This window comes from Homoserinimonas sp. A520, assembly GCF_054489245.1.
In genome coordinates this window covers 105828-118657 of sequence record NZ_JBTMWX010000001.1, presented here as the reverse complement: position 1 = coordinate 118657, position 12830 = coordinate 105828, and the positions used below count along the sequence as shown (strand labels likewise).

Annotated in this window: 10 protein-coding genes; 9 read left to right on the top strand and 1 reads right to left on the bottom strand. The window is 65.9% G+C overall.

Features of this window, described 5'->3' with window-relative positions:
- Positions 1-6 precede the first annotated feature (6 nt).
- Complete coding sequence (locus tag ACX3PH_RS00595) at positions 7-621, bottom strand: MerR family transcriptional regulator (protein WP_459088308.1); 615 nt, start codon at positions 619-621, stop codon at positions 7-9.
- Between the two features lie 46 nt (positions 622-667).
- Here ACX3PH_RS00595 and ACX3PH_RS00590 point away from each other — a divergent pair, with 46 nt between their 5' ends.
- From ACX3PH_RS00590 to mfd, 9 genes are all read left to right on the top strand, one after another.
- Positions 668-1090 (top strand): hypothetical protein, encoded by a 423-nt coding sequence (locus ACX3PH_RS00590; protein WP_459088306.1) that lies wholly within the window; start codon positions 668-670, stop codon positions 1088-1090.
- Between the two features lie 20 nt (positions 1091-1110).
- Positions 1111-2589, top strand: a complete 1479-nt coding sequence (locus tag ACX3PH_RS00585) for a malate:quinone oxidoreductase (protein ID WP_459088304.1) — start codon at positions 1111-1113, stop codon at positions 2587-2589.
- 218 nt (positions 2590-2807) lie between these two features.
- On the top strand, positions 2808-4106 hold the full coding sequence (locus tag ACX3PH_RS00580) for a sensor histidine kinase (RefSeq protein ID WP_459088302.1): 1299 nt from the start codon (positions 2808-2810) through the stop codon (positions 4104-4106).
- Positions 4103-5266, top strand: a complete 1164-nt coding sequence (locus ACX3PH_RS00575; protein ID WP_459088300.1) for a hypothetical protein — start codon at positions 4103-4105, stop codon at positions 5264-5266. The genes ACX3PH_RS00580 and ACX3PH_RS00575 overlap by 4 nt, the downstream gene beginning before the upstream one ends.
- The gene (locus ACX3PH_RS00570; protein WP_459088298.1) at positions 5253-5948 is read left to right on the top strand and encodes a DNA-binding response regulator; all 696 of its coding nucleotides are present in this window, start codon (positions 5253-5255) and stop codon (positions 5946-5948) included. Before ACX3PH_RS00575 ends, ACX3PH_RS00570 begins: the two co-directional genes overlap by 14 nt.
- Complete coding sequence (locus ACX3PH_RS00565; RefSeq protein WP_459088296.1) at positions 5948-6613, top strand: thymidine kinase; 666 nt, start codon at positions 5948-5950, stop codon at positions 6611-6613. Before ACX3PH_RS00570 ends, ACX3PH_RS00565 begins: the two co-directional genes overlap by 1 nt.
- Complete coding sequence (gene galE, locus ACX3PH_RS00560; protein ID WP_459088294.1) at positions 6613-7629, top strand: UDP-glucose 4-epimerase GalE; 1017 nt, start codon at positions 6613-6615, stop codon at positions 7627-7629. The genes ACX3PH_RS00565 and galE overlap by 1 nt, the downstream gene beginning before the upstream one ends.
- Positions 7629-9074, top strand: coding sequence for a glycosyltransferase (locus tag ACX3PH_RS00555; protein ID WP_459088292.1), 1446 nt, complete (start codon positions 7629-7631; stop codon positions 9072-9074). The genes galE and ACX3PH_RS00555 overlap by 1 nt, the downstream gene beginning before the upstream one ends.
- Before the next feature lie 179 nt (positions 9075-9253).
- Positions 9254-12829, top strand: coding sequence for a transcription-repair coupling factor (gene mfd / locus ACX3PH_RS00550; protein WP_459088290.1), 3576 nt, complete (start codon positions 9254-9256; stop codon positions 12827-12829).
- The last annotated feature ends 1 nt before the right edge of the window (position 12830 follow it).

Here is a 12830-nt window from a genome sequence, read left to right as displayed (position 1 = left end):
TCCGAGTCAGCTTGCCCCGAACCGCCGCGCCGCCAGGTCCTGGTGGGCGAGCCGGCGCATCGCCAGGATGACCGGCTCGTAGAGGGCGGTTCCCAGCACTGAGTGCTCGACGGCATCGAGCACGCTGCTGGTCGGCACCTGGTCGATGTCGAGTTCGGCGATGCCCATGATGTGACGACCGTAGCCGAGCAGCCGCTCGTCGCTCATCGGCAGCCCGACCGATTCGGCCGCTGCCAGCGCACGCTCGAATTGGGCGACCGCCGCGTACTCCGGGTCGTACACCTGACCGAGTTTCTCCAGCGCCGCTTTCGCCCGCGGGTACTCCGCGTCCTCGTTCGCCTCGGCGTAGGGAGGCAGTGCTGCGACGGCCTTGCCGAGGGTGTCGAAGAGATGGGGTTGCGGATGCTCGATCAGGCCGATCACGATGCCGGCCTTCTGCAGGGGGAGGCCGGCGACATCCGTCAGCGCCCGGATCAGGTGGAGCCGGCGCAGGTGCTCATCGCCGTAGTCGGCTTGCGTGGCGCTGGTCGTCGCCCCGGACATCAGCAACCCCTCCCGGATGTAGTACTTGATTGTCGCGAGCGGTACGCCGGAGCGCCTCACCAGTTCTGAAATGCGCATGACACCCCTTGACACTAGATATGAAAACTATCTAATATTAGACACTATGACTATCCAACCACAGACTCTCATCACCATCGGCATCCTGCTCCTCGCCCTGGTCACGGTCGAATCGGGCGGCTACTTCCTCACCAAGGTGGTGCGCGGGCACGTTCCGACCAACGCCCTGCAGAAGAACTTCTACCGCGCCGGACACGCGCACGCGGCGGTGCTCCTCATCCTCGGCATCGTCATCCTCATGGTGATCGACCAGACAGCACTGAGCGGACTCTGGCAGTTCGCCGCCCGCAACCTCGTGCTCATCTCGGCCATCCTGATGCCGGCCGGCTTCTTCCTCTCTGTGATCGGCAAGGACCCACAGAAGCCCAACCGGCTCATCATCCTGCTCTGGCTCGGCGCGGCCACCCTGACGGTCGGGCTGCTGGCCTCGGGGCTCGGCATCCTGGTCGCGGGCATCGACGCCCTCTAGCCTCGCCTAAACTGGTGGGTGTGAGTTCATTTACCGCACCCATTGACGTCGCCCTGATCGGTGGGGGCATCATGAGTGCCACCCTGGGTGCCATCATCAAGCAGCTGCAGCCGGACTGGTCGATCCAGATCTTCGAGACGCTGTCGGATGTCGCGCTGGAGAGCTCGAACCCGTGGAACAACGCCGGCACAGGCCACTCGGCGCTCTGCGAACTGAACTATACGAAAGAGCAGCCGGACGGCACGTTCGACATCTCGAGCGCGGTCACCGTCAACGAGCAGTTCCAGGTCTCCCGCCAGTTCTGGGCGCACCTGGTGAGCGCCGGCGTCATCCCCGACCCGCAGAGTTTCATCACCCCCGTGCCGCACATGAGCTTCGTCTGGGGAGACGAGAATGTCGACTACCTGCGCCGTCGCTATGACGCGTTGAAAGATCATCCACTGTTTGCCGGCCTCGAGTTCAGCGATGACCCGAAGGTCATCCGCTCCTGGACACCGGTTCTGCTGCCGGGACGCAAGAAGGCCCAGAAGATCGCAGCCACGCGGATGACCGCAGGCACCGACATCGACTTCGGCGCCCTGACCCGTAACCTCGTCTCCTACCTGACTGACAACGGCGTGAAGCTGAAGACCGAGCACAAGGTGGTCGGCCTCGCCAGGGAGCGCTCCGGCCTGTGGCGCATCAAGGCCCGCCACACGGTTGGCCACACTCCGGCGATCTATCGCGCCCGCTTCGTCTTCGTTGGCGCCGGTGGTGGCGCGCTCAGCCTGCTGCAGAAGTCCGGCATCAAGGAGATCCGCGGCTACGCGGGTTTCCCGATCAGTGGCCAGTTCCTCCGCACTGACAACCCGGCGGTCGTTGCCAGGCACACGGCGAAGGTCTACGGCAAGGCGTCGGTGGGTGCTCCCCCCATGTCGGTGCCGCACCTCGACACGCGTGTGGTCGACGGCAAGCCGAGCCTGATGTTCGGGCCGTACGCCGGGTTCAGCACCAAGTTCCTGAAGACCGGTTCCATCCTGGACCTGCCGTTCTCCATCCGGCCGGGCAACATCGTGACGATGCTCGCAGTTGCGAAAGACAACCTCGACCTGGTCAGCTACCTGGTCGGGGAGGTGCTGGCGACCCGCAGCAAGAAGCTGGATGCCCTGAAGGCGTTCATGCCGAATGCGAACCCCGACGACTGGTACCAGATCACCGCCGGACAACGCGTGCAGGTGATGAAGAAGGATGCAGCCAAGGGTGGCGTGCTTCAGTTCGGGACCGAGGTGGTGGCATCCGCTGATGGCAGCATCGCCGGCCTTCTCGGAGCGTCCCCGGGTGCCTCGACCGCGGTGCCGATCATGCTGGCCCTGATCGAGCGGTGCTTCCCGGAGCAGATCGAATCGTGGCGTCCGAAGATCTCGAAGATGATCCCGACGTACGGCACTCGCCTGTCTGACAACCCCAAGCTCGCCGCGAAGCTCCTCTCGAGCACGGCGAAGTCTCTCGCAATCGGCTAGTAATCCACAAGGGATCCCCCGGGCGGCCGGCTTTTCGCTAGGCTCTGGTGCGACATCTCACGGCAGGACACGCCGAAAAGCTGAATCCCGCTGTTTCGGGGTACAAGATGTCGAGAACGCCCGATCAAGCTCTCGAATACCCGCGAATTCGGGGTACGTCGATGAGCGATTGTCCTGTCATACTCAATCCAGTTACCCGAGCTGGAGAGGTGGAGTACTTGTCACTCGGTCTACCCAGCCACCTGGCACGCGTCACGCTGTCGATCGCCTTCCAGAAGGCGTTCCACGCGGTCGCATTCGCCTCTTTGCTGTGCGCCGGACTGGTCGTGGTCGCCTACATGGCGGACCGGCCGGATCTGACGCTCTGGCCGGCGCTGGCTGCCGTGGTCGGCATGGCGATCGCGCTGTGGCTCAACGACCGGTTCGAGTCGGTGCTCTTCGACGTCAGCTATGTGGCGGTTGGCGCGGCCGGGATCTACTGGTACTGCATGACCTTCTATACGCAGCTGCCGGATGCCGTCGCCGCCGACACAGTGTGGCTCGCCTTGCCGAAAATCGCCCTGGTCATGGTCGCCGGCGCCGGAGTCAGCGCCTGGTCGGCGATCGCCTGGGCGGTCACCGGGTACGCCACGGCAGAAACGCTCGCCCTGGTCTCGGCCGCACAGGCCGGTGCACGCACCGGGCTGGACAGCTACACCTTCACCGCCACCGTGATCGCGCTGGTGGCGATTGTGTTGTCCGTCTTCTCCCGGTCCCGGGCCCGCAAGGCGCAGCCGTTGCTTCACCGGGCGGCCCGCGACGAACGCATTGCCGCGCTCCGGTCCGGCATGGAGTTGAAGGCGGCCGCGCTGTTGCACGACACAGTGCTCAGCCATCTGGCAGCGATCGCGAACACGCCGAAAACGGAGCTGACGCCGGAACTGGCCGAACAGATCCGCCGCGACCTGGAGGTACTCGTCGGGGAGGAGTGGCTGCGCGAGGTCGAGCAACCTGCACCAGCCGCCGCCGACTGGCGGAAGTCACCGCTGTTCCTCGCGGTCCAGGATGCGAAGCTCCAGGGTCTCGTGGTGGACGGAACCGGCGACATCGCCGCGGTGTCGCGCCTCGACCGCGCGCGCTCCAACGCGCTCGGGCTTGCCGCCAAGCAGTGCCTGGCCAACGTCATCAAGCACTCAGGAACGATGAAGGCTGAAGTCGCGGTGTACGGTTCCGACGCCGAAGTCTCGGTCATGATCGTTGATGAGGGCCGGGGTTTCGAGGTGACCGCGGTTGGGTCGGACCGGCTCGGGCTGCGGGCATCCGTTCGCCGGCGCATCGAGACCGTAGGCGGAACGGTGCAGGTGTGGTCGACGCCAGGCAACGGAACCTCCGTGCTCATCCGCGTGCCGGTCGCTGCGCCGAAGCCGGGAGCCGCCGCACCGGTCGCAGACGGCGCGGGCGATGTCGTCCCGCTCGCAGACGGCGCGGGCGATGTCGTCCCGCTCAATACGGCAGAGCCCGCCGAGGAACGCGGATGAGCACTCAGGAGCGAAGCCGGCAGCAACTCGACCCGATCGGCACTTTCGGCAATAACCTGGCGACCGCCCTGTTCACCATGAGCGCGTTCGCTATCGCCGCCACGATGGTTTCCAACGGCTTCGACCGGATAAGCACCCCGCCACTGGCGATAGTCGCCCTGCTGCTGCTCGGGGTGAGCTGCACCCACCTGGTATTCGCCTCCAACCCGATCCGTGCACCGTTCACCAGGCGAACCATGACGATCATCCTGCTCACCTGCCTCCTCGCCTGCGGGTTCGAGCTCGCGTCGGAGTGGGACGAAGCGCGCACCGTGAACGGATGGGGACCCATCGCGCTCGGGCTCCTGCTGCTTGCCATGGGACCGTATCGGCCGGCCCGGGAACTCGTGGCGGCCGGATCCATCGCTGCGACCTTCTTCGGGTTCCTGACCGTCGTGCACTCCGGCTCGTCCGATGGGCGGGCTCCGGTGCTCGCCATGGTCGCGGTGACGATCATGCCGATTCTCGCCTTCGCGTTCGCTGCGGCGGCCCATTCGAAGGCCGTCGTTGACGGGTTGGAGCGCTGGCAGCGCAAGCTGATGAGACCCGGCCGGGTCGTGTCGAGGGACGATGAGGACGGCATCGCCCGCTCGGTGCAGCAAGACCGCGTGACCATCCTGAACCGCGAGGTGCTGCCCTTCTTCCTGGAGATCATCGAGAAACCGGCGGTCTCCAATGGGGACCGCGAACGCGCCCGCGACATTGCATCCTCGATCAGGAAGGTCATGGTCGCCGAGGTCGACCGCAGCTGGCTGGAGCACGCCGTCGACCAATTGACAGCATCCGACCGGGTCGGTGGAGGGGTGAGCGCAGAACCGCTGGTGCGCGACGACGATCACGTCGCCAACCAGATGTCGTACGACCAGCGCACAGCGCTCCGCGCCTTCATCGTTGCCCTCCACGAAGGCTCTGCGCACCGGGCCGGTTTCATGAAGATCGAGCTGTTCCGGGACGGCGCGGTGTTCCGAGCGGTCATGATCGCCGAGCTGGAGATTGCCGACTACGCCATCAGATCGCGCTTCGCACCGTACTTCGCGGTACTCCGTGTGATGTTCACCGACCTGCGCCTCGAGTACCTGCACGGGGTGCTCACACTAAGCTTTTCGTATGAGCAGCGCTAACGAGAGCGACGGGACACCCGCATCGGGCGATCACGCCCTGGCCCGACGGGTCAGGCTTGCCCTGTTGGACGACCACGAAGTGCTGCTTGACAGCCTCAGCAGCTGGATCAACGCGAACGCCACCGACTTCGACCTGGTGCTCAGTGCGCACACCTGGCTCCAGCTCGTGCACAGCGACCAATTCCCGACCGACCTGGTCTTCATCGACTTCCAGTTGAAGGAGCCGGTGTCGATCGAGGCACGGGTTCGCACCTGCCGTGCGGCCGGCGCGAAGGTCATCGTGCTGACCAGCCTCGACACCCGGGAGGCGAGGGAGCGGGCACTGGATGCCGGTGCCGCCGCATTCCTGTCGAAATCGCTGCCGATGCACGAGGTCATGGATACCGCACGCAGCGTCATGGGCGTCGAGCGCAGCGGTCACCTGCAGAAGGACTGGCGACCACTTCCGGTCGGTGCGACCAACCACTCGCGCCCCAAGCTGAGCAACGGCGAGGTGGAGGCGTTCAAGCTCTATGTCTCCGGCTACAGCACCACTGAGGTGGCCAACCAGATGAACGTCCAGTATGAGACCGCGAAAACCTACCTTCGCCGCGTGCGTGAGAAGTACGCCAAGGCGAATCGACCGGCCAGCAAGAAGGCGGAACTGATCCGCCGCGCTGCCGAGGATGGATACCTGCAGTAGTGGCCAAGCTTTATTTCCGGTACGGGGCGATGAACAGCGGCAAGAGCACGGCGATGCTCCAGGCCGCGTACAACTATGAGGAGCGCGGCCAAGAGGTGCTCCTGGTCAAGCCGCAGATCGACACCAAGGGTGACAGTGACATCGTGTCGCGCCTGGGCGTGCGGCGTCCGGTCGACTTCACGGTGGCACCGGATGAAGACATTTACTTCGCGTTCGAAACGCACCGGGCGAAGGTGAAGCAGCGCACCGGCAAGGATGTCAGCTGCCTGCTGGTGGACGAGGCGCAGTTCCTGACGGAGAGCCAGGTCGATGACCTGCTGCGGATCGCCATCCAGGAGGGTGTTCCGGTGATCGCCTACGGCATCCGCACCGACTTCCAGACGGTTGCCTTCCCCGGAAGCCGACGGCTGCTCGAGGTGTCCCACTCCCTGGAAGAGCTGAAGACGATCTGCCGTTGCGGTCGTAAGGCGGTCTTCAACGCCCGCACCATTGACGGTCAGTTCGTCTTCGATGGCGACCAGGTGGCGATCGACGGTGTGCACGTGGGTTACGAATCATTGTGCGGAGCCTGCTATCTGGAGGAGAGCAACGGCGTGCTGAACAATGGTCGCCGGGCGAAAGCAGATTTCGTCTACGACTCGGCTCCCGACCCGGACTTCACCTGATGCGGGTACTCCTCACCGGTGGCGCCGGCTACATCGGCAGCCACACGGCGGTGGAGCTGGTCGCCGCCGGGCACACACCGATCATCGTCGACAACCTGGTCAACGCAAGCGAAGAGGCCGTTCGCCGAGTCCGTGAGTTGACTGGTTTCGACGTGCCGTTCCACCGGGTAGACCTCCGCGATGAGGCCGGCATTCGCTCGGTCTTCGAGACCGAGCGCCCCGAAGCCGTCATTCATTTGGCCGGGTTGAAGGCCGTCGGCGAGTCGGTCGCCAACCCGCTCGACTACTACCGCGTCAACCTGGAATCGACCCTCATGCTCGCGACAGTGATGAGGGACTACGGCGTGCGCAAGATTGTGTTCAGTTCGACCGCGACAGCGTACGGAACGAAGGTCGAACCTCCGTTCGTGGAATCAAACCCGGGCGGTCAGGACATCTCCCACCCCTACGGCAAGACCAAGTACATGATCGAACAGATCCTGCAGGACCTGTCGGTGGCAGATGACAACCTCGAGGTCAGCCTACTGCGCTACTTCAACCCCATTGGCGCCCATCCAAGCGGGCGCATCGGAGAAGACCCGGCCCAGAAGCCGAACAACCTGGCGCCGTTCATCCTCCAGGTCGCTGTCGGGCGACGGGACCGCGTGCAGGTATTCGGCAACGACTATCCAACCCCCGATGGCACAGGACTACGGGATTACATTCACGTCATGGACCTCGCCGCCGGGCATGTGGCAGCACTGGAGCACCTGTCACCCGGAGCCCACCTCTACAATCTGGGATCGGGTACCGCGACATCCGTTCTCGAACTCATCGCCGCCTACAGTCGCGCCGTCGGCCGCGAGCTCCCGTTCGAGATCGTGGATCGTCGCCCGGGCGACGATCCCGCAACCTATGCGGATGTCTCCCTCGCCAGGCGCGAACTCGGCTGGTCTGCGACCCGAACCATCGACGACGCCTGCGTCGACTCCTGGAACTGGCAATCGTCGAACCCGCACGGCTACGAAAAGCGCTGATGGGCACCCGCTTTCCGGACGCCAACTACTTCATCGCGTCGAGCCGTCTTCGCCCCGGGATGGACGGCGGCTACACCGTCTCCACGCTGCGCCGCGCGCAGCAATTCGCCGAGCACGCCGGGGTGAACCCGGTGCTGCTGACTTTCGACTTCTGGCCAGACTACGACCGGGTGGTCGAAGAGTTCACGGCCATCGGGTTGATGAGCGAAGACACCGTGGTGCGCAACCTGCTGCAGGATGCGCGCGAGATGCCGTCCTTCCTGCGTGAACGCGCGGCCACCAGCGAGATTCCAGCATCCGAAGCCGGGAATGTGGTGCTCGGCGAGCCCGAACTCGACTCGCAGGGGAGGCCCTGGCGGGTTATCGCGACGGATGCGCAAAGCGGCACCATCGTTCACACCGACTTCCTTGATGTGCGCGGTCGCATCGTGCTGCGGGTGCCCTACGTCACCGGACGCGCCGACTGGCACCAGGCCCCCATCCGCATCGTCGTCTTCGGTGAGGACGGGAACCCGGCCGGCTCCCTCGACGGTTTCGGCGAGCTGTACCGCACCTGGATGCAGCATGTGATCGACACCAGCCCGAGTGGTCGGCCATCCGTGGTGGTGTGCGAGTCGCGGCAGGTGGGGGAGTTGCTCGTCGACCTCCCGGCCGACGAACTGCGGATCGTGCACACGGTGCACAACGCGCACACCTCCGCCCCGTACCAATGGGACTCCCCGGTCGACGGCCTGTGGGCCAGCTGGTTCGACGTGATCCACCGGTTCGAGGCCGTCATCTGGCTGACCGAGACGCAGCGGCGCGCGGTCGAACGGCGTTTCGGCGCGCGAGACAACTTCTGGGTGGTGCCGCACGCCGTCGACGTCGAGGCGCGCCCGGAGGTTCAGCGCGATCCCCACCTGGCTGTGATGATCGGCCGGCTGGTGCCGCTCAAACGGCTGGATCACGCCCTCAGAGCGCTTCACACGGTGTTGCAGGCGAACCCGGACGCTCGCCTCGCCCTCTACGGCGAAGGCCCGGATGAGCCGCGGTTGCGGGCGCTCGCCGAAGAGCTGGGCATTCAGGAGTCCGTCGAATTCCGCGGGCACCAGCCGAACGCTGCCGACGCGCTGAACGAGGCCGCCGCGCTGGTCCTCACCGGAACCTACGAGGGCCAGCCGCTGGTGATCCTGGAGGCCCTGGCCCGCGGATGCCCGGTGGTGGCCTACGACGTCAACTATGGTCCGTCCGACATGCTGGTAGACGGCGAGAACGGCATCCTGGTGCCGAACGCCGACGTCGACGCGCTGGCCGGTGCCATCGGGTCCGTGCTCGGGGACCCGGAGCGGGGGGCCGCGCTGTCGGTCGGCGCACTGGCATCCGCGCCCCGACACACGCCGGAGCACTCGATGCGGCGGATGGCGGAGTTGTTCTCGGCAGTCGTGTCGCACCCGCGTCGCCGTTGAGGCCGCGTCTGGGAATGGACGGCTTGCTCCTCAGCTCAGACATTGAGCGATTGGGGCGGACGAAAAGCGTGTCCGCCCCAATCACTCAAAACTCGGCGCCCCGCAACCCATCCACACCCAGCCGCCTGCTCGCGCACACACGTCGAGTTGCTCCCAGACGAGCAACATAGACTTGTGCGGTGATACTCGAAGGTTTAATCGCTGCCCTTTCGCGCGCCCAAACGTTCGAGGATTCCCTTTCCTACTCGTCGCGTGACGCGGACTTCTCCCTGGTCGAGGGCTTGCGAGCGCCGCTCCTCGCGGGGTTGCTCGGCCGGAGGGCGAAGGCGAAGGCGCTGCTCGCGATCGTCGCGACCGGCCGCGAATCCGAGTCGCTGCGGGAAGCATTGGCGTGCGTCGCACCCACCGCCGAGGTCATCGAGTTCCCGGCCTGGGAGACCCTTCCGCACGAGCGCCTGAGCCCCAGCACCGAGACGGTCGGCAAGCGCATCGATGCGCTGCGCCGCCTGCAAGCGTGGTCGGAACGCGAAGCGGTCGAGCCGCAGCATCCGGTCATCGTCGTGGCGAGTGTGCGCGCCGCGCTGCAGCCACTGGCCGACAACCTGACTTCGCTCCAGCCGATCAGGCTGATCGCCGGCGGGCGGGGCTACAACCTGGCAGAGTTGTCCGCCCAGCTGGTCGACCTCGCCTATACGCGAGTCGACATGGTCACCCGCCGTGGCGAGTTCGCTGTGCGCGGCGGCATTCTCGACGTGTTCTCTCCGATCGCCGAGCACCCGGTGCGGGCCGACTTCTTCGGCGACGAAGTGGAGAGCATGCGGTTCTTCTCCGTCTCCGACCAGCGCAGCATCGGCGACGACCTGCCCCAGCTCGACCTGCCGGCCTGCCGCGAGATGCTGCTCAGCCCGCAGGTGCGGCAGCGTGCCCGCGAGATGCAGCACGAATTCCCGAGCCTGTCGCAGCTGCTGACCAAGATCGCGGAGGGCATCCCGGTCGACGGCATGGAGTCCCTCGCGCCTGCGCTGGTCGACCGGCTGGTTCCGATCACGCACTACCTGCCGGCGGATGCGGCCATCGCGGTCGTTGCACCTGAGCGGGTGGCGAGTCGGGCCCTCAGCCTGGTGGAGACCAACCGGGAGTTCCTCGGTGCCGCCTGGAACGCGGCGACCGCCGGCGCCGAGGCGCCGATCGACCTGGACGCCGGCGACTTCCTGTCGGTGAGCGCGCTGAAGGACGCGGCGGGAGACCGCGCCTGGTGGACCCTCAGCTCCTTCGACTCCGGTGCCGCTGACGACGACGACTACATCCGCATCGATGCGACCACCGTGCCGAGCTTCACCGGTCACGCCGACGGTGCCATCGAGCACGTCGCCCAGCGGCTGTCCGAAGGCTGGACAGTCGCCGTTACGGCGCAGGGCACCGGCCTGGTCGAGCGCGCAGCTGAGGCGTTGAGCGAACGAGGGCTGGCTGCCCGAAACGTCGAAGCGTTCCCCGCGCAGGTGGATGCCGGCGTCGCGTACCTGCTGCAGGCATCCGTTGAATCCGGCTTCGAGTCTGCCGAGCTGAAACTGGCCGTGCTCAGCGAGTCGGAGTTCTACGGACGCGCGGTCGGTCACGATGCGCGGCAGGTGAAGAAGCTGGCATCCCGCCGCCGCAACGTCGTCGACCCGCTGCAGCTGAAGGCCGGCGACTTCATCGTTCACCAGACCCACGGCATCGGAAAATTCGTGGAACTGGTGCGCCGCGAAGTGAGTTCGGGCGGGCGGAATCCGGTCAAGACCGAACGCGAATTCCTGCTGATCGAATACGCGCCGTCCAAGCGCGGCTACCCGGGTGACAAGCTGTACGTGCCCACGGACCAGCTCGACCTGATCTCGCGGTACGTGGGCGGCGAGGCGCCGGCCCTCAGCAAGATGGGCGGCAGCGACTGGGCGGCGGCGAAGGGTCGCGCCCGCAAGGCGGTGCGCGACATCGCGGTCGAACTGGTCAAGCTGTACTCGGCGCGGATGGCGAGCAAGGGCCACGCCTTCGGGCCGGACACCCCGTGGCAGCGCGAACTGGAGGAAGCCTTCCCGTTTGCCGAGACCCATGACCAGTTGACCACCATCGACGAGGTGAAGGCCGACATGGAGCGGCCGATCCCGATGGACCGGCTCATCTCGGGAGACGTCGGCTACGGCAAGACGGAGGTCGCGGTTCGCGCAGCGTTCAAGGCGATCCAGGATGGCAAGCAGGTGGTCATGCTGGTGCCGACGACACTGTTGGTGAAGCAGCACCTCGAGACCTTCTCCGAGCGGTTCGCCGGCTTCCCGGTGCACCTGCGCGGGCTCAGCCGGTTCAACACCGAGAAGGAGTCGAAGGAGGTCATCGACGGGCTGGCGGATGGCACGGTGGACGTGGTCATCGGAACCCACCGGCTGCTGTCGAAGGGCATCGTCATCAAGAACCTCGGCCTGGTGATCATCGACGAGGAGCAGCGCTTCGGTGTCGAGCACAAGGACGCCCTCAAGAAGCTGAAGACCAACGTCGACATCCTGGCGATGAGTGCCACGCCGATCCCGCGCACGCTGGAGATGGCGGTCACCGGCATCCGTGAGATGTCCACGCTGGCGACACCACCGGAGGACCGGCATCCGATCCTCACCTTCGTCGGGCCGTACAACGAGAAGCAGGTCGGTGCGGCCATCCGGCGGGAGCTGCTGCGCGAAGGGCAGGTCTTCTTCGTGCACAACCGGGTGTCGAGCATCAACCGTGTGGCCGCCCAGATCGCGGAGCTGGTTCCGGAGGCGCGCATCGCGGTGGCCCACGGAAAGCTGCCGGAGGGTGTGCTCGAGCAGGTGATGGTCGACTTCTGGGAGCGCAAATTCGATGTCCTGGTGAGCACCACCATCATCGAGACGGGGCTGGACGTCACCAACGCGAACACGCTCATCATCGACCGGGCAGACAAGTACGGGCTGTCGCAGCTGCACCAGTTGCGCGGCCGAGTCGGGCGTGGGCGCGAGCGCGCGTACGCGTACTTCCTGTACGACGGCGACAAGCCGCTCGGTGAGGTGGCGCACGACCGGCTGGCAACGATTGCCGCGAACAACGAGCTGGGCGCCGGCATGCAGGTGGCGTTGAAGGACCTGGAGATCCGCGGCGCGGGCAACCTGCTCGGCGGAGAGCAGTCCGGCCACATCGCCGGTGTCGGCTTCGACCTGTACCTGCGGATGATCGGCGAGGCGGTCAGCACGTTCCGCGGCGAGGTGGCGGAGGGGCAGACCGAGCTGCGGCTGGAGCTCCCGGTCGACGCCCGAATTCCCGAGCAGTATGTCGACAGCGAACGATTGCGCCTGGAGGCGTATCAGAAACTGTCAACGGCGTCATCGCCGGCGGCAGCCCCGGATGCCATCGACCACGTTCTCGAGGAACTCACCGACCGCTACGGCGAGCCACCGCAGCAGGTGCTCAACCTGCTGGCCGTGTCCCGCCTTCGCCTGCTCGCCCAGAAGTGCGGGCTGAGCGAAGTGATCGCAGTCGGACCGAACCTGCGCGTAGTCGGTGCCGAACTGCCAGACTCCCGACAGGTGCGGCTGAAGCGGATGTTCGCCGGAGCCCGCTACCTGGCCCAGACTCGTTCGGTGCTGGTGCCGCTTCCGTCACTGCACGGCGAGCGGCTGGAGGATTCGGCGCTGATCGCCTGGGCCGGTGAATTGCTGACCGCGATCTTCGAGCCTGCGCCGGCATCCGTCGTCGTCGCTCCCGTCGACTAAC